Origin of the sequence: Psychrobacillus sp. INOP01 (assembly GCF_018140925.1) — a bacterium.
Lineage (GTDB): Bacteria > Bacillota > Bacilli > Bacillales_A > Planococcaceae > Psychrobacillus.
Genome location: NZ_CP073315.1, coordinates 3,584,878 through 3,607,397, shown reverse-complemented (window position 1 = coordinate 3,607,397; position 22,520 = coordinate 3,584,878). Strand labels below are relative to the sequence as shown.

The window sequence follows — 22,520 nt, the reverse complement described above, 5'->3', positions numbered from 1 at the left end:
TATTATCCTCCGGTTATGGTGAATATTTTTGCTCGATATTTAGCGATAACCGAAAGAGGTTACACTTGCATACGCATTATTTCTTGATATGCTTCTACTACCTTATTTCTAATTTCTAATGTCGCATTTAATGTAATACTTGCTTTTTGAGAAGCAATCATTACATCGTGTAACTCGATATCCCCACCATTTATTAGCTTTTCGGTAGCTACATCGGACGCTTTTTGATTTTCATTAACAGATTGAATAGCAGTCTTCAAAAAATCACCAAAATCAGCTTGTGCCTCTGCAGGACTTAACTTTGAAGTTGTCGAAACTGGGTTTATTTGTGAAGGATTAAATAATGATATGGATTCTATTGGCAATTTAAACTATACCTTCTTTCTTATTTTCCTATTTCTAATGCCTTAGATAACATAGCTTTGTTTGCATTAAAAACTGTTACGTTCGCCTCATAAGATCGGGTAGCTGATATCAAATCAACCATTTCTCTTAAAGGGTCGACATTTGGCATTTCCACGTACCCATCTTCATCTGCATCAATATGTGTCGGATCATATACCAATTTAAAAGGTGTTTCTGTATCTTCTTTTACATCACTAACTTTTACTCCATTTCCAACACTTCTATTGTCCGAAGAACCCATGGCCACATTTAAGAAATTCGAAAAATTACCTTCTAACGGCTTTAATGTCACAGACTTCCTTCTATATGCTTGCCACTCTCCATTTACAAGCTTTGATCTTGTTGTATCCACATTCGCCATATTGGAGGAAATTACGTCCATTCTAAGTCGCCCGGCAGTTAATGCTGACGCTGTTGTATTCATACCATGAAAAATCGACATACTTAGCTTCCTCCTCTAATAACAGTTTGTAAAGTATTTAACTTGCCACTCATCCGATCTATTAACGCATTATAATAGATTTGATTGGTCGCTAGATTTGCTTGTTCTTTATCCATATCTACGCCGTTGCCATTGTGGTTATAGCTATAATTGGCATAATCGAACACACCTGATGTACTAGATTTTGTTTGAAAATCTATATGTTTTTCCTGCGTTCTATGTGCAGAAATAGTCGATTGTTTAGCATTGGATAAATATTCACTAAAACTAACACTTTTCGTTTTATAGTTCGGAGTGTCGACATTTGCTATATTTTGCGCAATTGTCTTTTGTTTTGTCGCTGAGAAATCCAATCCTTGCTCTAAACTTGAAATTGCTCCACCAAATATACTCATTTTTTTCACCTCGTCATAAATAATTCTACATATTTTTTAGTAATTATCTTTGAATATCATAATAATTTAATTGTAATGATTATGTAACATTGTGTCTATTGAATTTTAAGTATTTTAATAGGTCTTTATTCCTTTTTATTTGATAATAGTCGACATTTTGTGTCAATTCTGGTCAATTTCTTATATTTACACATCTTACTAGTAAAAATAAACTATTAACTCCTAAAGCTTTTATCCCTTTATAAAAAATAATATTATTGTCTAAAAAAATTAGTTTAATTCTTAATTACTTTTGAAAAGGCAGTTAAATGGCACTATACAATATAATCTTAAGTACTACTCACTTTATTGCAGCGAAGGGAGGCACTTCGACAGGATGAGGGAGACAGATAACCCAACGCGTGTGCGACTGTGATGATTCATCGCACTCCAAACAGAACATGTTCGCACTAAACGGAATATTGTCGTGTTATGAGTTGGTTAAGGTACTATACCTCAGTATTCATGTATTTCCTTATTCTTGAAGAAAAGCGGAAGTCGGAAGTCAGTCTACATCCTGTTGACCTCCCAAACGCCCCAAAAGGACTTCACGTAAGCGCGTTCTTTGCTTTTACCGAAATCCCAAAGAGACTTAGATATAGAACTGGGCAATACTGAGTAAAACGAATATTTTCCTCCTATCAAAAAAATCTCTTCCACATAAAGTGGAAGAGATCGATTATTTTTCATTATTTCATTTTAAGTTGAGCTAACTCTGCAAGAAACTTATCATTTAATACTTTGATATATGTTCCTTTCATCCCAAGAGATCTAGATTCAATTACACCAGCACTTTCTAGTTTGCGTAGTGCGTTTACTATTACAGATCTTGTAATTCCTACGCGATCAGCTATTTTAGATGCTACTAAAAGACCTTCACTGCCATCTAATTCTTCAAAGATGTGTTCGATTGCTTCTAATTCACTGTAAGACAATGAATTGATAGCCATTTGAACTACGGCTTTGCTACGAGCTTCTTCCTCAATTTCTTCTGATTTTTCACGTAAGATTTCCATACCTACAACTGTCGCACCATACTCACCAAGTATCAAATCATCGTCTTCAAACTCTTGTTTAAGACGCCCTAGGATTAATGTACCTAAACGTTCACCGCCACCAATGATTGGAACTATAGTTGTTAAACCATCTTTAAATAACTCACGGTTTTCTTCAGGGAATACAGAGTGCTCACTATATACATCTAAATTTGAAGATGTTTCATCCACGTGGAAAAGATTTTTCGTATATTGTTCAGGGAATTGGCGTTCTTCCATCATGTTAATCATACGTTCATTTTCAATTTGCTGATGAACTTCAAATCCTAATAATTTCCCTTTTCTAGATACGATGAAAGCATTACTTTCTATTACTTCACTTAAAGTAGCTGCCATTTCCTTAAAGTTCACTGGCTTACCAGCAGATGCTTGTAACATCGAGTTAATCTTTCTTGTTTTAGTTAATAAATTCATAAATATAGTCCTCCATTTAATTTTCTTATTTATTTTAATATTCTAAAGGTTTTAAATTGTTTTAGATACTTATTTGCATCGATATTACAAAATAAATTGAGATAAATCTCTGTTTTTCACAATATTGTCAAGTTTTTGATCTATATAAGCTGGGGTAATCTGAATATGAGCCGGCGAAATTTCAGATGCTTCAAATGAAAGCTCCTCTAAAATCTTCTCTAAAATTGTGTGTAAACGTCTAGCTCCAATATTATCGGTCTCTTGGTTGACTTCATAAGCGATTTCACCAATTCTTTCAATAGATTCTTCCGAAAACGTGATTGTGACTCCTTCAGTTTCTAATAGAGCCTCATATTGTTTAATCAGTGATTGGCGCGGCTCTTTTAAAATACGAACAAAATCTTCTTTTGTTAATTTTTCTAATTCTACACGAATTGGGAAACGACCTTGTAATTCGGGTATTAAATCTGACGGCTTTGCCATATGGAAAGCTCCTGCTGCTATAAACAAAATATAGTCCGTTTTTACTGCACCGTACTTTGTAGTAACTGTAGATCCTTCTACAATTGGTAGAATATCTCGTTGAACACCTTCTCGCGATACATCTGCAGAAGATCCAGCACCGTTTTTACTTGCTATTTTGTCCATTTCATCAATAAATATGATACCAGTTTGCTCTGTCTTTTCAATGGCTATTTGAGAAAGTTCATCTTTGTCTATCAACTTGTTCGCTTCTTCTTGCATTAATACTTTGCGTGCATCTTTTACTTTCATCTTACGTTTTTTCTTTTTCTTTGGCATAAGATTAGATAGGGCGTCCTGCATATTCATCCCCATGCTTTCCATGCCACCTGGCTGTAATGCGTCAAATAGTGATGGAGTTTGTTCAACAACCTCCACAGTTATAAGCTCCTCTTCCAATTTTCCATCTCTTAAATCTTCGGCAATTTGAGAGCGTTTTATACGTACATCTGTATCTTCAACATCAGCAGTATCTTCTTCTTTCCCTCCAAATAATGCTTCGAATGGATTGGAATTAGCGTTCTTTTTCTTCAAGGAAGGAACAAGCAGTTTAACGATTGCATCGTTTGCCAAACGAATTGCTTGGTCTTTTACTTCTTCCATCTTTTCCTCGCGAACAATTCGGATAGCTGCTTCTACTAAATCTCTTACCATCGATTCAACATCTCTACCGACGTAACCTACTTCAGTGAATTTTGTTGCTTCTACTTTTACAAATGGAGCCTTCGTTAGTTTAGCAATCCTTCTAGCAATTTCTGTTTTTCCAACTCCCGTAGGTCCAATCATTAGAATATTCTTCGGAATTACCTCGTTTTTCATCTCTTCATCCAATAATTGTCGACGATACCTATTTCGAAGTGCAACAGCCACTGCTTTTTTAGCAGCTTCTTGACCAACGATGTATTTATTTAAATGCTCAGTAATTTGTTTTGGGGTTAAGTTAGTTTCCTTCATTCACCTAATACCTCCACAATAATTTGATGGTTTGTAAATACACATATATCTGCAGCTGTAGTAAGCGCCGCTTTAGCAATTTCTTGTGCCGTCATATTCTCTCCTGCATATTGCTTTAAAGCTCTCCCGGCAGCTAATGCATAGTTCCCACCAGAACCAATAGCTAGTATACCATCATCTGGCTCAATCACTTCTCCCGTGCCAGAAACAAGTAATAGACTATTTTTATCCATCACTAGAAGCATTGCCTCTAATTGACGTAGCATTTTGTCCCCTCGCCATTGTTTAGCAAGCTCAACTGCTGCTCTTTGTAAATTTCCGTTATATTCTAAAAGCTTTCCTTCAAACATTTCAAATAACGTAAAAGCATCTGCTACAGAGCCTGCAAAACCTGCTACAACTTGACCGTTAAAAAGCCTTCTTACTTTTTTAGCAGTATGTTTCATCACTACTTGGTTGCCTAAAGTCACTTGACCATCTCCTGCCATTGCCTGACTACCATTGTGACTAACTGCAAATATCGTGGTTGCATGAATATTACCCAATTTTATTTACCTCCAATATTTACGCACGCGGATGCGCATTCATATAAGTTTTACGCAAATGCTCTTTTGTTACATGTGTATATATTTGTGTGGAAGATAAGCTGGAATGTCCTAATAGCTCCTGCACACTTCTAAGATCTGCTCCATTATTCAATAAATGAGTAGCAAATGTATGTCTTAGCATATGTGGATAAATAGTTGAATTTATAGCGGCTTTTTTCAACATTTGGTTTAAAATATATCTTACACCGTCTGTTGTTAGATGCTCTCCTCGATTATTAACGAATAAAAATGTATGAGATGTTTTCTTCATTAGCTTTGGTCTACTATTCACCAAATAATCATCTATTGCTGCTAATGCATAATCACCGACAGGAACATACCGCTCTTTTCTACCTTTTCCCATCACTCGCACGACACCATAGCTACTATCTATATGACGCAGTTCAATCGATGTAAGTTCACTCACACGTATTCCAGTCGCATACAACAATTCTAATATAGCAATATTACGGATAGATAAAGAATCAGTTCCTCTATTCCCTTCAAACAACTGCCCGATTTCCTCTTCATAAAAAAAATGTGGTAGTTTTTTTTCTTTTTTGGGATGGAACAAAGATTGAAATGCGTCATCTCGAATATTATATTCTTTATGTAGAAATTTATAATAAGAGCGAATAGAGGATATCTTTCTAGAAATAGAAGTTCTTGCTAGCTTCTCCTCATATAATTTAGTCACATACAATCTCGCATGAATATACTCTACCTCATTTAAATCAGTAACGCCCTCGATGTCTAAAAAAGACAAAAATTGCCTTATATCTTTATCGTACTCCTGAACAGTAAGATTCGAATAATTTCTTTCTAATTGTATGTATTCCATAAAAGCATGAAGTTCTTCTAACCCTATGATGATTATCAACTCCACTCCAGTATATCTCCATTGTAAAAGCCTCTAAAAGTATACAACTTTTAAGAGGCTTTTAGCAATTATAACGCAGTACTTTTCATAAAATTTTGAATTGTCGTCAATGCTCGATTTGCTAATTGTTCTATTTTTACTTTTTTATCCCTTACTTTTGGTTGTAGTTCAGGGAATAAACCAAAGTTAATATTCATAGGTTGGAAGTTTTTTGGATTCGCTTCTGTAATATATCTAGCCATGCTTCCAAGTGCAGTTTCAGCCGGGAGTACTACTAATTCTTCGCCTTTTGCTAGCTTAGCTGCATTTATACCCGCCAATAACCCACTTCCTGCTGATTCTACATAACCTTCTACACCCGTCATTTGACCGGCAAAGAAAATTTGTTTATTTGCTTTTAGCTGATAAGTCGGTTCTAGAACATATGGCGAATTAATGAACGTATTACGATGCATGACACCATAACGTACAATCTCCACGTTTTCAAGTCCTGGTATTAGCTTCAATACCTCTTTTTGTGGACCCCATTTTAAATGTGTTTGGAATCCAACAATATTATAAAGCGTCCCTGCACCATCATCCTGTCTAAGCTGAACCACTGCATACGGACGTTTACCTGTTTTCGGATCTTCTAATCCTACAGGTTTCATCGGACCGAATAATAAAGTCTTACGACCACGCTCAGCCATTACCTCAACAGGCATACAGCCTTCAAAGTAAATTTCTTTTTCAAATTCTTTTAATGGTACTACTTCTGCTGCTATCAATGCATCGTAAAAGCGATTAAACTCATCCTCCGTCATTGGACAATTTAAATAAGCAGCTTCGCCTTTATCATATCTCGATTTCAGATAAACTTTATCCATATCGATACTATCTTTTTCCACAATTGGTGCTGCTGCATCATAGAAATACAAATAATCTTGACCAGTCATTTCTTTTACTTTTTCGGCAAGAGCTGGAGAGGTTAATGGGCCCGTCGCTATAACAGTAATACCCTCTGGGATTTCTGTTACTTCCTCATTGACAATTTCGATTAACGGATGATTACGTATAGCATCTGTAACTCTTCCAGAGAAATCATGTCTGTCAACAGCAAGTGCGCCTCCAGCAGGTACACTGCTGTTATCTGCTGATTGTATAATAATTGAGTCCAACATACGCATTTCTTCTTTAATAACGCCTACAGCATTAGTTAAGTTATTAGCTCTTAGTGAATTGGAGCAAACCAATTCAGCAAACTTGTCAGTATGATGCGCTGGAGTTTGTTTAACGGGGCGCATTTCATAAAGACGTACTTTTATACCTCTTTTAGCTATTTGCCATGCAGCCTCACTTCCTGCTAGTCCTGCACCAATAACGTTTACTATTTCAGTCATGTCGTATCCTTCTTTCTAACTTTGCGGATCTTCTTTATAATCACACGCAACACATTGTATTTGTATACCTTTTTTCAATTTCTTCTCTACTAACATCTCATTACATTTTGGACATGGTCTATTTATTGGTTTGTCCCAAGAAACGAATTCACAGGTTGGATATTGGTTACACCCATAAAATAAACGCTTCGTTTTACTTTTGCGCTCCACAATCTGTCCTTCTCCACACACTCGGCAAGGGACACCTATTTCCTTGATGATCGCCTTTGTATTTCGACATTCCGGGAAATTACTACATGCCATAAATTTCCCATATCGTCCTAATTTATAAACCATTGGAGAACCACAGTTTTCACAATCTTCTCCCGTTGGTTCATCTTTAATAACGATTTTCTCCATCTCAGCGTCTGCATATATGACACGCTTCTCGAAATCCTGATAGAAGCCATCGATTACTTCCACCCATTTTACTTGTCCCTCTTCTACACTATCCAAATCTCTTTCCATCTGGGCAGTGAACTCTATATCTAAAATTTGAGGGAAAAACTCTAATACAAGCTGATGGACGATTGTTCCAAGCTCGGTAGGAACAAAACGCTTCGTCTCTAAAGCTACATACCCACGTTTTTGAATCGTATCTAAAGTTGGAGCATAAGTAGAAGGTCTACCAATCCCTAACTCTTCCAACGTTTTCACAAGTCTTGCCTCCGAGTATCTTGGAGGAGGCTGAGTAAAATGTTGCTTCGGGTCAATAGACAACGCATTTACTTTATCCCCGACTTCCAAAACTGGTAATAGTTTGTCCTTGTCATCAGTTTGATCATCCGAACCTTCCACGTACACCTTCATAAATCCAGGAAATTTTACTTGTGAACCATTTGCTCTAAAGTAAACTTCCCCGTTTTTAAGGTCAACAGCTACTGTATCTAATATAGCAGATGCCATTTGGCTAGCTATAAAACGCTCCCATATTAACTTGTATAATTTTAGTTGGTCACGAGATAGAATTGCTTTTAGTTCATTCGGAGTTCTTAGAACACTCGTAGGTCGAACAGCTTCGTGGGCATCTTGTGCTTTTTTCGATTGCTTTTCTACCTTTTTCGTAGAAATGAATTCTGCACCAAATTCAGTTTTTATATATTCCTGTACATCTGCTTTCGCACTATCCGATATTCTTGTAGAATCCGTACGCATATAGGTAATCAACCCGACCGTTCCTTGTTTTTTACCTAAGTCGATTCCCTCATACAATTGCTGTGCAAGCATCATGGTTTTTCTAGCTCTAAAATTTAGTTTTCTTGCTGCTTCCTGTTGAAGGGATGATGTAGTAAAGGAAGGGGCTGGATTGCGTTTTCGTTCTTTTTTCACAACATTAGCAACTTCAAACTTTTTGCCCTTCATAAGCTTTAGTACTTCTTTTACTTCTTCTTCATTAGAAAGTTTTCTTTTTTCTTTCTCACTTCCATAATAAAGCGCATCGAAAGCTTTCTTATTTTTATCGAATTGTCCTTCAATTGTCCAGTACTCTTCTGGTGTGAAATTATTGATTTCATCTTCCCGATCAATAATTAAACGAAGAGCTACAGATTGCACTCGGCCTGCTGACAGACCTTTCTTTACTTTTTTCCATAAAATTGGACTAATATTGTATCCTACAAGTCGGTCTAAAATTCTTCTCGCTTGTTGTGCATCGACTAGATCCATATTAATAGGTCTAGGATGCTTAAAGGATTCTAGGATAGCCTCTTTTGTAATTTCATTAAACACTACTCGGCAATCCGATTCAATATCTACATTTAAAGAGTTTGCCAAGTGCCAAGCTATTGCTTCCCCTTCTCTGTCGGGGTCAGCCGCGAGATAAATTTTCTTTGCTTTTTTTGCTGCAGTTTTTAGTTCTTGTAGTACCGGGCCTTTACCCCTGATTGTTATATACTTTGGTTCGTAATTATTTTCCGTATCGACACCCATTTGACTTCTAGGAAGGTCACGTACATGACCAATAGATGCTTTAACTTTATATTTTTTTCCAAGATATTTTTCTATTGTTTTTGCCTTTGCTGGCGATTCAACAATTACCAAATAATCCGACATAAATTTCCCTCCTTATAGAAGGTAACTCGCTTTAATCTTCAAAACAAATACCTGTTGCAAAATGTATACCAGTTTTCTTATAAAAGCAAGACTTTTCATTTTTTTGTTTTTTATTTATTTAACTCTTCAAGTATTTGATGCCCGTTCCAGACTGGTTTTGCACCTTCTAATATAAGCAAATGCGGACCAATAGAAAGCGGAGAGTGTATAGATCCCGGGATCGCAAAAATCTCCTTACCATTTTCTAACGCATGCTCCATAGTGGAAACAGTACCACTCTTTTTTATCGCTTCTGTAATAACTATACCTCTGGAAAGCCCGCTAATAATTCGATTTCTCATAGGAAAATTCCACTTTTGTGGTGTTATATATGGGGGGTACTCAGTTAATAATAACTGATTTCTCTCCATTTCGTTAGCTAATTTAAGATTTTGTTTAGGATATACATGAAATAATCCTGTTCCCAGCACTGCAATCGTTTTTCCGCCTAAGCTCATTGTTATTTCATGCGCTAATGTATCTGCTCCCTTAGCAAGACCGCTAATAATTACATACTCTTCGTTTATTAAGGGAGGCAGTATTGTTTTAATACTTTCGGCGGAATAATCCGTTGCCTCTCTTGAACCAATAATTGCTAGTTTCTTAGGGGTGGCAAGTAATTCTATCTTACCTTTTACGTATATTACAGCGGGAGGATCATATAAATTTAATAGACTTTTAGGATAATTGGGATCGGAAAAAAGAATGGGGATAATCGAGTGCTTTTCATACATTTGAAGCATCGGAATTTCGACAAATTCTTGAAACATTTTTTGGAGTTTATTAGCGCGTTCGAGGGAGATTTTACATAACTTCGACAATAAATGCGGGGATATTTTTTCAAATTGAGCTAAATTCGGATCATATTCAAGTAAAGTTTGTAGCTTATTTAATGGTACAGGATAAACATAATGTAAAGCTAAAAAGCGGTTAGTAAATTGACTTTTACTCATTGGTTTCCTCCTTTATTATACGACTAGTTTAGTATTGTTTGTCCTTTCAAGCGTAGAATTATTTAAGAAAAACCGTGCAAAATAGACGCTCAGTCCAGGGTCTTCAGCTCATGCTATTCCGGCTGGAGTCGCCGCCCTGCGCTTCATTCAACAAAGTCCACTTTAAACAAACGGATAATTGAATACAATTGCACTGATTATTCATAGTGTACACGGAAAAAAGAAATGCTGAAATGGATTCTAGTACAAGAATTATTACTGGCTTCATCTATCATTGGATATAGCATATAAAATTTAAAATCGATTACAGATGATTTTATCCCTACATTCACTTTGACTAATCTTTTTATCTAAGCGATACGCTTTGCCAAATCTTATATATACTTTTTCTTTTAAAAAAATACGGCAACATCAGTTGATGCGCCGTACTTCTATATTAATGTGTTTTACAAGAATCGTAAATACCTGCTTCTTTAATCGCTTCGATTAAAGTTTCACCAATAACAGATGGAGTTGCCGCTACTTTCATGCCAGCTGCTTCCATTGCTTTGATTTTTCCTTCTGCAGTACCTTGTCCACCGGAAATAATAGCTCCAGCATGACCCATACGTTTACCAGGAGGTGCAGTTTGACCACCGATGAATCCAATGACAGGCTTAGTCATATTTGCTTTGATCCATTCAGCTGCTTCCTCTTCTGCAGTTCCACCAATTTCCCCAATCATAACTGCTGCATATGTTTCAGGGTCATCATTAAATTCTTTTAGAACATCGATGAAGTTAGTTCCGTTAACTGGATCTCCACCAATACCCACAGAAGTAGATTGACCGATACCTGCATCAGTTAATTGAAGTACAGCCTCATAAGTTAGAGTTCCTGAACGAGAAACTACTCCTACATGACCTTTAGTGTTGATGTAACCTGGCATAATACCAATTTTACATTCATCTGCAGTAATAACACCCGGACAGTTCGGTCCAACTAGGCGTGTTTTCTTACCTTCCATGTAACGTTTAACGTTAACCATGTCAAGTACTGGGATATGTTCAGTAATACAAATAGTCATATCTAATTCCGCGTCAACAGCTTCTAAAATCGCATCTGCAGCAAATGGTGCTGGAACATAAATTACTGAAACGTTAGCGCCAGTAGCTTTAACAGCATCTTCAACTGTATTGAAAACTGGAACTCCTTCTACTTCTGTTCCACCTTTACCAGGTGTTACCCCAGCAACGATTTTAGTTCCATATTCTAACATTTGTTTTGTATGGAAAAGAGCAGTTGAGCCCGTAATTCCTTGTACAATTACTTTAGTATCTTTATTAATGTATACGCTCACTTTTTGTCCCTGCCTTTCTTATCCTACAAGATTAACGATTTTTTGAGCACCGTCAGCCATTGAATCTGCTGCAACGATATTTAAGCCGGATTCATTTAATAATTTTTTACCTAGTTCTACGTTAGTACCTTCTAAACGAACTACAAGTGGTACTTCTAAACCTAATTCTTTGGCTGCAATAATAACACCCTCAGCGATAATATCACACTTCATAATTCCACCGAAGATATTAACAAAAATACCTTTTACATTTTTATCAGAAAGAATGATTTTGAATGCTTCTGTAACTTTTTCAGCTGTCGCGCCGCCCCCAACGTCAAGGAAGTTTGCGGGTGATCCGCCGTAATAGCTAATCGTATCCATTGTTGCCATAGCAAGTCCTGCTCCATTAACCATACAACCGATATTTCCGTCTAAAGAAATATAGCTTAGGTCATATTTTGAAGCTTCAATCTCTTTTGGATCCTCTTCATCATAATCACGCATTTCTAAAATGTCTTTATGACGATATAATGCGTTACCATCGAAGTTGAATTTTGCATCAAGTGCTAAAACATTGTCATCAGCAGTTACTACCAATGGGTTAATCTCAACGATTGAAGCATCTTTTTCTTTATAAACTTGATATAAACCAAGCATAAATTTAGCTGCTTTGTTCACAAGTTTAGCTGGGATATTCATATTAAACGCCATACGACGTGCTTGGAAGCCCGTTAAGCCTACAACTGGATCGATTTCTTCATAGAAAAGTTTTTCAGGACTATTTTCAGCTACTTCTTCAATGTCCATACCGCCCTCTTCAGAGCCCATTAATGTTACACGTGAAGTTGAACGGTCTAAAACTAGACCTACATAATATTCCTTCTTGATGTCGCTTCCTTCTTCGATAAGTAAGCGTTTAATCTCTTTACCTTCAGGACCAGTTTGGTGAGTAACAAGTACCTTACCTAATAGTTCCTTCGCGTATTCACGTACCTCATCTAGATTTTTTGCGATTTTTACTCCACCAGCTTTACCTCGTCCACCTGCGTGAATTTGAGCTTTAACAACAATAACGCTTGATCCTAATTCCTTTGCCGCCTTCACTGCCTCTTCAGGTGAGAAAGCTACAATTCCGTTAGAAACTGCTACGCCATATTGTCTAAGGAGTTGTTTACCTTGATATTCATGGATATTCATCTTACATCCTCCAATCAAACTTATGTCAAGTAATTTACTACCTTTCTAATTGTATTAAAAGTGTCACATCTTGTCCACAAAAGTATGATATTTGCTTAAAACAACAAATATTCAGATTATCTGTCGAACGTTTTAACTTTAGTTCCTTTTTCTTTATCTATTTTATAAATATAAGCAAAAACCTCCGCTACCGCTTGATACAGCTCCTCTGGAATCGATTGATTAATATCTAATTGTCCAAGAAGTTCTACTAAACTGGCATCCTCCTGGACAGGAACATTAAATTCTTCTGCTTTTGCTAAAATATTTTCTGCTATTTTACCTTTTCCTTTAGCAACTATCTTTGGTGCATCGTTAAACCCCGGGTTATACGTTATGGCTACTGCTTCTTTTCGAGCATATCTTTCCTCTTTCATATACGAATGTCTACTCCTTGCGCGTCATACGTGTTTGGTTTTGACTTCAAAATAGATGTCATTTTTTGTTCCTCAAAAGTTTTTACGAATACTCCTGATAGTTGATAGCCGACAGAGGATAGTCCTACCTTTAATGTTTCTTTAAATTTTTCAGCAAATAGACCTAACTGTTGGTCGTCATTAAACAAAGTAATCGATACTACTCTATTTTGAACCTGCATATCTACCACAGTTTCTTCTAAAGTATCCAACTGTAAATAAAACATTATCCTTGCAAAATCAGAGTCGATTTTACCGTCCTCTTTCATACGACCATTCCACTCAAGTGTCGCATCCATTTTTTTACCTAAAAACTCCAATGGAACTTGCATCAACAGCTGGTGTTGTGGTCCATTTTCATTAGATAATATTTGCAATCCATTCATGCGCCCGAGTACCACTTCCGCACTTTCTCTAACTGCTGAGGAAATGGTCTGATTTTGCAATAGCTCTACAATTTGCGGCTTTAATTGGGAAGCTAATTGTCTTATTTCTTCACTATTACCTCCGAGCTTCGCTTCATAACCGAATCCTAGAGATTTCAATACCTCTTTCATAGCATGCTCGAATGCTTTTCCATCTAGTTGTTGCATAACTTGTTGTTCTGCTTGAACTATTGTTTGAGCCAACACATTACTGCTTGCAGAATTTTTACTTATAACCGTTACTTGCTGCAGAGTCTGAGCTATCGATTCTACGGTTGTTCCTTTACCTACCAATGACACCAAATGATCCTTAGGAGTTAAACCATTCATATCCTTTGAGAAAATTGCTTGTTGGCTTTGCTCGGCAAATACTTTTGTCAGTGCATTATTTACTACTTGCATTTGGTTGGGGTGATTATCATTTTTTAATAATGCAATCACTTCACTTTTTTGGCTTGTCGTTAAAGAAGGATGCCCACTTACCCAATTGCGTAATAGTTCTAATACTTGTCCTTTTTCCGTAGGAGCAGCCTGGCCAAGCTTTACCAATTGATCTCCAGCAGAATTCGCAATCGCTTGCTGCCCAGTAACCGGAATTGGATTGGCAAGACTTGCAGTTGGCAATAAAATATTGGATTCTTTTAGTGCTTGCAGAATCGGTAAGCGTGAAGCTAAAGGTTGTTGCTGATTCTGAAGGATTTCTACTTGTTTTCCAAGCATCGCTCCAGCAGCTGGTCCATTAAATGGTTCTGCTATCTTTTGTAGATTTTGGAGGATATTATTTTTCAATGTTGGCGTTACCGTTTGATCTTGTTGTAATTGAACTTGCAAATTTTGAAGGATAGTATGCAAGCCATCGGTAGATTTACCACTCAATACTGTCTGTAGAATTGAAGTCGTTAAAGGCAATTTCATCTCAATTATCTTTTGAATTGTCTCGAGCGCCGCTTTCATCGTTATATCCTTTGGCAGCTGTTTTAATAATTGTTCTACTTGCATTAATGTATCCTTAGAAACGGGTAATTGCTGTTTCATAAAAAAATGTACCGCCGCTTGCATTTCAGTTGTTTTTGGTAAATTCATTGCTTGTAATAATTGTTGGCCTTGTTGCGCCAATGTATTTCCCTGTGTAAGAGGTCCTGTAACTACTTTTAATTGTAATTCAGGTGCTGATTTTTCTACGTGAAAAAAATGAGAATCTCCAGCTTTTAGCGGAGTCTCTAATTTAGCAATTACTTTTTGATTGCCAATCTGGACTTCTGCTGTTTGATTTGGATACAGTTTTTTAATAGTCCCGTGAACCACTTGTCCTTCCTTCATAGGAGTCTGTAACTGAGAAGTGATCCCAGAAGTTTTTTGTGATTGAATAATTGAAAAAGATGTCGAAGTCACGTTATCACCTCATTCTTAATATAGATTTAATCGGTTCGAAAGTCTTTCGATGATGCGGGGTTGGGCCGTACCGTTCGATCATTTCGATATGTAGCTTTGTGCCATAGCCTGCATGTTTGTTAAATAAATACATTGGAAATTGCTCGTGTAATTGGTCCATGTATTCGTCTCGAGCCGTTTTTGCTAATATGGACGCCGCTGCAATTGCTAAGCTTTGTGCATCACCTTTTACAATGGAATGAGCTTCGATATCGATTGGCAAATTCATTGCATCTACTAAAACAACATTTGGTCTTGTTTTTAGACTTAATACAGCCTCTGTCATGGATTGTTTAGTTGCTTCATAAATATTGAGTTGATCTATTTTTTCAACTGATTGAAAGTGAATGAAATACGCAATTGCATTTCGCTTAATACATTCAGCTAATTCATTTCGCTTTTTTCGTGACAATTGTTTAGAATCATCAAGACCTATTAAATCCTCTGTATTATTTTGAAGTATTACAGCCGCTGTCACTACTGGTCCAGCTAAAGGTCCTCTACCGGCTTCATCTACTCCTGCCACTAAATCATTTGTTTGAGAACAATAACTTCTATCGAAGACGACTTTTTCTTCATGCGATTGACGTTCTAGTAGAAGTAGCTGTTGTTTTCTTTTCCAGCTTGTCCATAGTTTTCGAGCACCAATTCGTTCATCCTGTTCTAATTCAGTTATCCAGGCTTCCGAGCCCGTTGATTGTTCCAATTTGTCTTTGATCTCTTTTAAACTTAACAATTCTCTCACATTCTTTCTATTTCTTAATCTATGTATCGACAATTATGTATTATATTGAATAATTTCACAAACAGTGAATGCTTCTTTTAAAAAGAGAAAACCCTTTTTACCATTTGGCAAAAAGGGTAGTATGTTTGCTTAATATTCTTCCACAAAATCAAATGTTAATCTACCTAGATGAAGATTACGAACGTCTCGTACAATTAGCTCCGCCACTTGGTCGTAATCTATTTCTCCACCATTTGAAAAACATCTTCTTAACTTACCAATATGGTCAAACGTTTCCACCAAATCTTCGCTGACTTCTTTCACCTGATAACGGTCTTCCATCCTTTTTGGATAGTGTTCCTGCAAAAAATTTAAGCCGTAAACCGCTAAATCCTCCATATTGATCACCGCGTCTTTAATAGCACCAGTAAGAGCAAGCTTATACCCGACCTGCTGATCCTCAAATTTCGGCCATAGAATACCAGGAGTATCAAGCAATTCAATTTCTTTTTCTACTTTGATCCATTGTTGCCTTTTCGTTACACCAGGGGTATTACCTGTTCTCGCAATATTTTTCTTTGCAAATCGGTTAATTAGAGTTGATTTTCCTACATTAGGTATACCAACAATCATTGCACGTATCGCTCTAGGTTTTATACCTCTGTCCTTCATGCGGTCCCATTTAGGCTTTAACAGCTCTTTTGCTGCCTTAAATACAGTTTGGAGACCTTTTCCCTCTAAAGAGTTAATCGCCACTGCAGGATGTCCTTTTTCCTCGAAATAGGCAATCCATTTTTTAGTTTGCGTTTCATCTGCCATATCCATTTTATTTAATATGAGTAATCTCGTTTTCTGATGTATAACCTCATCTATCATTGGATTTCTAGATGATAGCGGTAAACGTGCATCTATTAATTCAAAAACGATATCTACTAATTTTAAGTTTTCTGTTACTTCTCTTCTTGCTTTGGCCATATGACCAGGAAACCATTGAATTGTCATAGTGCACCTCCTTTTTACTTAATAAAACCAATTTCATTCAGAGGCCAAAAAACAATATTTGTATTACCAATAACTTCATCAATAGCAACCAGGCCGATATGTCGACTGTCTTTACTATATCTTCGGTTATCTCCCATAACAAAAATATATCCTTTAGGAATTTCTTCCTCCTGAGTAATCTCTTTTAAAGTGAAATCATCTGTAAGTGTACCTTCCGTTATTTCACTTTTGTATTGATCTAAATAGGGTTCATCCATTGCTTTTCCATTAATGTATAACTGATCATTTTTATACTCAACATGATCACCAGGGAGCCCTATGACACGCTTAATGTAATTCTTTTGCTCTGGGGCATGAAATACTACTATGTCGTATCGATCTGGCTCACCAACCATATAGCCGATTTTGTTAACAACCATACGATCTCCATTTTTTAAAGTAGGCATCATCGATTCTCCGTCTACTACGATAGGTGTAAATAAAAAGAAGCGAATTATTGCTGCTAGCCCAAAAGCAATTAATAGAGCTTTTGACCACTCCCATAATTCATTCTTTTCTTTTTTTACTTGTTCCATCAACTTGCCCCCTTTAGTTATTGTCTTTATTGTACAAGGAAAACTCTTTTCAAGCAAAAACAAATGTCCATTTTTCTCGTTGTTTGTGTGTTTTGTTTATATGTAGCATGCTTAGTAATTATGCTTGCTATACAGATATGCACTATCTAAGAGCCAAACATAAATTTTCAAGATTGACCACATTGTCCCCTGTGTGAAACTCTTCACCTCTTCACCGATAATGCCCTAAAATTATAGATAATTTTCCAGTTTCGCAAGTGAATCAGCATTAGGAGCGAGTAATATACTTATTAACACAAGTATTTGAAATGTCCAAGCAAATAACGATCATAAGAGAATTGCTACCCTTTTGATATGACTTAGAAACTGTGATTCATTTTCAATACTTGGCTAAATTCATTAACAAGAGTAATCTCTAACACGAGCTGTATAGAGATTACCTTCTATTGAATCTATTATGTACATTTAATATGAATTCCATTTTTTTGAAATTCTTGATCATAGTCAAAATAAAAAATGTTGTAGCAAAAGTAGAAACACTCTTGCTACAACATTTACTTTTGCTATTAACGACGCTCTTTAATACGAGCTGCTTTACCGCGTAGGTCACGTAAGTAGTACAATTTAGCACGACGAACTTTACCACGACGAGTAACTTCTAAGTTTGCAATTTTTGGTGTGTGTACAGGGAATGTACGTTCAACACCAACACCGGATGAAATTTTACGAACTGTGAAAGTTTCGCTGATTCCGCCACCACGACGTTTAATTACAACACCTTCGTACATTTGGATACGTTCGCGAGTTCCCTCAACAACCTTAACGTGAACACGAACTGTGTCCCCTGGACGGAATGTAGGAAGGTCTGAACGTAATTGTTCTTTAGTGATTTCTGAAATAATGTTTTGCATCATTTTCTCTCCTTCTGTAGAATGCTCTTACACACAGTTGCTGTTGCAGCGGAACACCCAAAATCAGTACTTTTCATAAAAGTACATAGTAAAATATAACACAACTAATTATTGGATGCAATAATTATTACTATCTTTTTATTTCTTTTAATAAACGCTCCTCATCGGAAGTTAATTTTATCTGCTCCAATAAATCCGGTCTGCGCATGTAAGTTCTTTTTAATGATTGTTCTTTGCGCCACTTATCAATTGCAGCATGGTTTCCAGATATTAAAACGTCTGGAACTTTAAAACCTCGGAATTCCACTGGACGGGTATAATGAGGATGCTCAAGCAAACCAGTAGAAAAAGAATCTTTTTCATGCGATTCTGCATTACCTAGTACATTCGGCAATAATCTCACAACGCTATCCACAACAGTCATAGCTGCGAGCTCGCCACCTGTTAAAACAAAATCTCCTATGGAAATTTCATCCGTCACTAAATGCTCTCGAATTCGTTCATCATAGCCCTCGTAATGACCACAAATAAAAACAAGTTCTTCTTCTCGTGCTAGTTCTTCTGCTTTTTTCTGCGTAAAACGCTCTCCCTGCGGACATAAAAGAATAATGCGTCTACTTGTCCCCTGACTCGGCGGAAGAGCCTCTACTGCATTAAAAATAGGTTCTGGCTTCAACACCATTCCAGCTCCCCCACCATAAGGATAGTCATCAACTTGATGATGTTTATTGCCAGAGTGATCACGAAAGTTTACTACATTTATCGCTACTTCATTCTTTTCTTGAGCCTTTTTCAAAATCGATGAATTAAATACACCTGTAAACATCTCCGGAAAAAGAGAAAGAATGTGAATGCTCATCATGACAGTAAACCATCCATTACTTCAATTGTGATTTTCTTGTTTTCAATATCAATTGATTTCACTATGTCCTCGATATATGGAATATAGTGGTCTTTTTTCCCTTTTTCAGGTCGGACGGTCCAAACATCGTTAGCACCCGTTTGAATAATTTCCGATATTGTTCCAATGATTTCACCTTCAGTAGATACTACTGTGCAGCCAATAATTTCGTGAAAATAGAATTCATTTTCTTCTAATTCTGAAAGATATTTTTCAGAAACCTTTAAAATTGCATTTCGAAATGCTTCAACATCCTTCAACAATGAATATCCTTCAAAAGTTAATAAATCAAAGTTCTTATGTTGACGATGGCTTGCCACTTTAACGATAATTGGTTTTGAACCATCAGCTTTATGTAGAGCTAATTCGCTTCCAACCTCGTAGCGTTCGTCTGCAAAGTCCGTAGTAGAGATCACTCGAACCTCTCCCCAAATACCATGTGTATTTACTATCTTACCTACATTAAACCATTCCATTAAGATTACCTCCTTGTATGATAAACCGGGCAAAAAAACCAGGTTTTTAAGAACAAAAACATAGAAATGCCATTGATTTCCTCTCCGGTCGGACGCTTTCCGTGGGCACAGTCGAGCCTGTAGTCTCTCCCTCGTGCTGTCCCACTGGAGTCGCCGACCTGCGCTACAATCAATAATAACCACTTATTAATAAGGAAAGTTGAATACAATATCACATAAATAAGCAGGCTGTCTCTATACTAATTGTATAAAAATAAATTTAATTCTGCTTTCTTCATCTATCATTGGATAGCATTTCTGATTAAAAAAAGATTACAAGGAATTTGAATTGATCACTAAAAATTTGAACATCTTATCATCTAAGCGACAAGCTATGCTTAATCTTCTTGTTGGGTACTACACATTATATTGATTGTAGTGAAAGGTGGCGACTCCAGTGGGATGAGTGAGACAGATGAGATATCACATCGACGCGCTAGCGACGGTGATAGCTCATCGCTCACCCCACGGAAAGCGTCCACCTGAAACGGAAATCAGTAGTTTCATTAATTTAAGTCCCATGAACCCAGTGTACTGAGTAGTATAAAGTTTTCTGACCTATCAAAAAAGGAAGAACAAATTGTTCTCCCTTTAATCTAATATGTCGACATATGTTTTTTTCTTTTGGTGACTGCCTGCTGCTGAGTAAACAATTGTACGAATTGCTTTCGCGACACGCCCTTGTTTGCCAATTACTTTTCCCATATCTTCAGGATGAACAGAAAGTTTATAAACTATACGGTTTACACTTTCATCTTTTTCAACCTTCACATTTTCTGGATAATCAACTATCGGTTTAACGATTGCTTCGATCAGCTGCTTCACATTGTCCCCTCCGATTATTTGCCGAGTTTTGCGTTATGGAATTTTTCCATAATTCCTTGTTCTGAGAACAAGTTACGTACTGTATCAGATGGTTTCGCACCGTCTTGAAGCCATTTTAACGCTAATTCTTCGTTAATTTTAACTTCAGCTGGTTTAGTAAGTGGGTTATAAGTACCTACTGTTTCAATTTGACGACCATCACGCGGTGAGCGAGAGTCTGCTACTACAATACGATAGAAAGGAGACTTTTTTGCTCCGATACGTTTTAAACGAATTTTAACTGCCATTTTCATTGCACCTCCGAATAGTTTCACACAAGATAGTATATTATCAAGCTTTTATTTGTTTGTAAAGTGTTTTTTCTTAACACCCTATATTTTTTACTTAAACAATGAGTCTAGACCAGGCAATTTCATCTTTTTCTTGCCTTTTTGTTGCATGTTGGTCATTTGTTTCATCATTTTTTTCATGTCTTCAAATTGTTTCAGTAATCTGTTTATATCTTGAATAGATGTACCAGATCCTTTAGCAATTCTCTTTTTTCTTGGTCCATTAATTATCTCAGGAGTTGTTTTTTCTTGCGTAGTCATAGAATATATGATGGCTTCTACACGATCCATCTGTTTTTCATCCACCTTCGCATTTTCCAATCCTTTGATTTTACCTGCACCTGGAAGCATTTTTAGAATTTCGTCTAAAGGTCCCATTTGTTTCACTTGGCCAATTTGCTCTAAGAAATCATCAAATGTAAAACTCTGCGTACGGAATTTTTCTTCTAATTCCTTCGCTCGCTCTTCATCGACATTTGCCTGGGCTTTTTCGATCAGTGACATCATATCGCCCATACCTAAAATTCGAGAAGCCATTCGTTCCGGGTGGAAGGGCTCTAACGCATCCATTTTTTCACCCATCCCGACAAATTTAATCGGTTTTTGAGTAACGGAACGGATAGATAGTGCAGCACCACCGCGTGTGTCTCCATCTAGCTTCGTTAAAACGACACCAGTAATGCCTATAGCTTCATTAAAGTTATTCGCTACATTGACCGCATCCTGTCCAGTCATTGCATCTACAACTAAAAACACCTCATCAGGTTCTTTAATCGCACGGATATCCTTTAACTCTTGCATAAGTGTCTCATCAATATGAAGACGTCCTGCAGTATCTATAATAACTACATCATGATGTTCTTCCTTAGCTTGCTCCATAGCCTGTTTGACTATTTCAACAGGAGAAATATCTGTTCCTAATGCAAACACAGGTAGTGAAAGCTGTTTCCCAATGGTTTGCAGTTGCTGAACAGCCGCCGGTCTATAAATATCCGCAGCAACCAATAATGGCTTTTTATTATACTTTTTACGCAGAACATTGGCCAGTTTACCTGTTGTTGTTGTTTTCCCTGCGCCTTGCAAACCGACCATCATAATAACTGTTGGAGGTCTAGTAGAGAAAGAAATTTGACTTTGTTCTCCCCCCATCAGCTCCGTCAATTCATCTTTAACGATTTTAACAACCTGTTGACCAGGAGTTAAACTTTTCATCACGTCTTGCCCAACGGCACGATCCGATACATTTTTGACGAATTCTTTTACTACTTTTAAGTTAACGTCTGCCTCAAGAAGTGCATATCGAACTTCTCTCATCATTTCTTTTACATCGGCTTCAGAAATTTTCCCTTTACCTTTTATTTTCTGAAGTGTGCCTTGGAGTCGCTCAGCTAATCCTTCAAATGCCATGCTCGCTCGCCTCCTAATCCCATTCTTTTAATTGATTAATGAGTTGAATCAGTTCTTTTTCAGATGATTGATCTTTTACAAGAGAAAGCAGTTGTTCTACAGTTTCTTGTCTACGTTGAAATTTAGAAAATAGACTAAGTTTTTCTTCATACTCTTCTAACATAGCTTCAGTTCGACGTATATTGTCATATACTGCCTGCCTAGAAATAGTATATTCTTCCGCAATTTCTCCAAGGGATAAATCATCTAAATAATAAAGTTGCATATAGCTTCTTTGTTTATCTGTTAATAAAGCCTGGTAAAAATCGAAGAGAAAATTCATACGAGTTGTTTTTTCAATCATTTCC

General features: G+C 36.7%; 24 protein-coding genes. All 24 read right to left on the bottom strand.

Annotated features, from left to right (window positions below; genetic code table 11):
• Positions 1-59: 59 nt before the first annotated feature.
• Positions 60-365: a flagellar hook-basal body complex protein FliE gene (fliE, locus tag KD050_RS17605; protein WP_211893620.1), complete on the bottom strand. Its 306-nt coding sequence runs from the start codon at positions 363-365 to the stop codon at positions 60-62.
• 20 nt (positions 366-385) lie between these two features.
• Entirely contained in the window at positions 386-847 is a 462-nt protein-coding gene (gene flgC / locus KD050_RS17600; protein WP_211893619.1) for a flagellar basal body rod protein FlgC, read from the bottom strand.
• Between the two features lie 2 nt (positions 848-849).
• Positions 850-1,242, bottom strand: a complete 393-nt coding sequence (flgB, locus tag KD050_RS17595; protein WP_211893618.1) for a flagellar basal body rod protein FlgB — start codon at positions 1,240-1,242, stop codon at positions 850-852.
• Between the two features lie 728 nt (positions 1,243-1,970).
• Positions 1,971-2,750 (bottom strand): GTP-sensing pleiotropic transcriptional regulator CodY, encoded by a 780-nt coding sequence (codY, locus tag KD050_RS17590; protein ID WP_211893617.1) that lies wholly within the window; start codon positions 2,748-2,750, stop codon positions 1,971-1,973.
• 84 nt (positions 2,751-2,834) lie between these two features.
• On the bottom strand, positions 2,835-4,226 hold the full coding sequence (gene hslU / locus KD050_RS17585; RefSeq protein WP_211893616.1) for an ATP-dependent protease ATPase subunit HslU: 1,392 nt from the start codon (positions 4,224-4,226) through the stop codon (positions 2,835-2,837).
• Positions 4,223-4,771, bottom strand: a complete 549-nt coding sequence (hslV, locus tag KD050_RS17580; protein ID WP_211893615.1) for an ATP-dependent protease subunit HslV — start codon at positions 4,769-4,771, stop codon at positions 4,223-4,225. The genes hslU and hslV overlap by 4 nt, the downstream gene beginning before the upstream one ends.
• Before the next feature lie 19 nt (positions 4,772-4,790).
• A complete protein-coding gene (xerC, locus tag KD050_RS17575) occupies positions 4,791-5,690 on the bottom strand; it encodes a tyrosine recombinase XerC (RefSeq protein WP_370627239.1) in 900 nt (299 codons plus the stop codon).
• Between the two features lie 71 nt (positions 5,691-5,761).
• Positions 5,762-7,072 carry an FADH(2)-oxidizing methylenetetrahydrofolate--tRNA-(uracil(54)-C(5))-methyltransferase TrmFO gene (gene trmFO, locus KD050_RS17570; RefSeq protein WP_211893614.1) on the bottom strand — a complete coding sequence of 437 codons (1,311 nt, stop codon included), beginning with the start codon at positions 7,070-7,072 and terminating at the stop codon, positions 5,762-5,764.
• A 15-nt stretch (positions 7,073-7,087) separates the two neighbouring features.
• Positions 7,088-9,163 carry a type I DNA topoisomerase gene (gene topA, locus KD050_RS17565; protein ID WP_211893613.1) on the bottom strand — a complete coding sequence of 692 codons (2,076 nt, stop codon included), beginning with the start codon at positions 9,161-9,163 and terminating at the stop codon, positions 7,088-7,090.
• Between the two features lie 110 nt (positions 9,164-9,273).
• Positions 9,274-10,155 (bottom strand): DNA-processing protein DprA, encoded by an 882-nt coding sequence (gene dprA / locus KD050_RS17560; RefSeq protein WP_211893612.1) that lies wholly within the window; start codon positions 10,153-10,155, stop codon positions 9,274-9,276.
• A 436-nt stretch (positions 10,156-10,591) separates the two neighbouring features.
• Positions 10,592-11,494 (bottom strand): succinate--CoA ligase subunit alpha, encoded by a 903-nt coding sequence (gene sucD / locus KD050_RS17555; RefSeq protein WP_211893611.1) that lies wholly within the window; start codon positions 11,492-11,494, stop codon positions 10,592-10,594.
• Positions 11,495-11,512: 18 nt separating this feature from the next.
• Positions 11,513-12,673 carry an ADP-forming succinate--CoA ligase subunit beta gene (sucC, locus tag KD050_RS17550; RefSeq protein ID WP_211893610.1) on the bottom strand — a complete coding sequence of 387 codons (1,161 nt, stop codon included), beginning with the start codon at positions 12,671-12,673 and terminating at the stop codon, positions 11,513-11,515.
• A gap of 116 nt (positions 12,674-12,789) precedes the next feature.
• A complete protein-coding gene (locus KD050_RS17545; protein WP_211893609.1) occupies positions 12,790-13,089 on the bottom strand; it encodes an EscU/YscU/HrcU family type III secretion system export apparatus switch protein in 300 nt (99 codons plus the stop codon).
• The gene (locus KD050_RS17540; RefSeq protein ID WP_211893608.1) at positions 13,086-14,945 is read right to left on the bottom strand and encodes a hypothetical protein; all 1,860 of its coding nucleotides are present in this window, start codon (positions 14,943-14,945) and stop codon (positions 13,086-13,088) included. Before KD050_RS17540 ends, KD050_RS17545 begins: the two co-directional genes overlap by 4 nt.
• Positions 14,946-14,949: 4 nt before the next feature.
• Positions 14,950-15,720 (bottom strand): ribonuclease HII, encoded by a 771-nt coding sequence (locus KD050_RS17535; RefSeq protein ID WP_211893607.1) that lies wholly within the window; start codon positions 15,718-15,720, stop codon positions 14,950-14,952.
• 138 nt (positions 15,721-15,858) lie between these two features.
• A complete protein-coding gene (gene ylqF / locus KD050_RS17530; RefSeq protein ID WP_211893606.1) occupies positions 15,859-16,710 on the bottom strand; it encodes a ribosome biogenesis GTPase YlqF in 852 nt (283 codons plus the stop codon).
• Between the two features lie 14 nt (positions 16,711-16,724).
• Positions 16,725-17,285: a signal peptidase I gene (gene lepB, locus KD050_RS17525; RefSeq protein ID WP_211893605.1), complete on the bottom strand. Its 561-nt coding sequence runs from the start codon at positions 17,283-17,285 to the stop codon at positions 16,725-16,727.
• A 566-nt stretch (positions 17,286-17,851) separates the two neighbouring features.
• Positions 17,852-18,196, bottom strand: a complete 345-nt coding sequence (gene rplS, locus KD050_RS17520) for a 50S ribosomal protein L19 (protein ID WP_093535190.1) — start codon at positions 18,194-18,196, stop codon at positions 17,852-17,854.
• Positions 18,197-18,326: 130 nt separating this feature from the next.
• On the bottom strand, positions 18,327-19,055 hold the full coding sequence (gene trmD, locus KD050_RS17515; RefSeq protein ID WP_211896343.1) for a tRNA (guanosine(37)-N1)-methyltransferase TrmD: 729 nt from the start codon (positions 19,053-19,055) through the stop codon (positions 18,327-18,329).
• On the bottom strand, positions 19,055-19,573 hold the full coding sequence (rimM, locus tag KD050_RS17510; RefSeq protein WP_211893604.1) for a ribosome maturation factor RimM: 519 nt from the start codon (positions 19,571-19,573) through the stop codon (positions 19,055-19,057). The genes trmD and rimM overlap by 1 nt, the downstream gene beginning before the upstream one ends.
• A gap of 630 nt (positions 19,574-20,203) precedes the next feature.
• The gene (locus tag KD050_RS17505; RefSeq protein ID WP_211893603.1) at positions 20,204-20,437 is read right to left on the bottom strand and encodes a KH domain-containing protein; all 234 of its coding nucleotides are present in this window, start codon (positions 20,435-20,437) and stop codon (positions 20,204-20,206) included.
• Between the two features lie 14 nt (positions 20,438-20,451).
• Positions 20,452-20,724: a 30S ribosomal protein S16 gene (gene rpsP, locus KD050_RS17500; protein WP_093535196.1), complete on the bottom strand. Its 273-nt coding sequence runs from the start codon at positions 20,722-20,724 to the stop codon at positions 20,452-20,454.
• Positions 20,725-20,817: 93 nt separating this feature from the next.
• Complete coding sequence (gene ffh, locus KD050_RS17495) at positions 20,818-22,173, bottom strand: signal recognition particle protein (protein WP_211893602.1); 1,356 nt, start codon at positions 22,171-22,173, stop codon at positions 20,818-20,820.
• A 13-nt stretch (positions 22,174-22,186) separates the two neighbouring features.
• Positions 22,187-22,516: a putative DNA-binding protein gene (locus KD050_RS17490; protein WP_090562647.1), complete on the bottom strand. Its 330-nt coding sequence runs from the start codon at positions 22,514-22,516 to the stop codon at positions 22,187-22,189.
• Positions 22,517-22,520 lie beyond the last annotated feature (4 nt).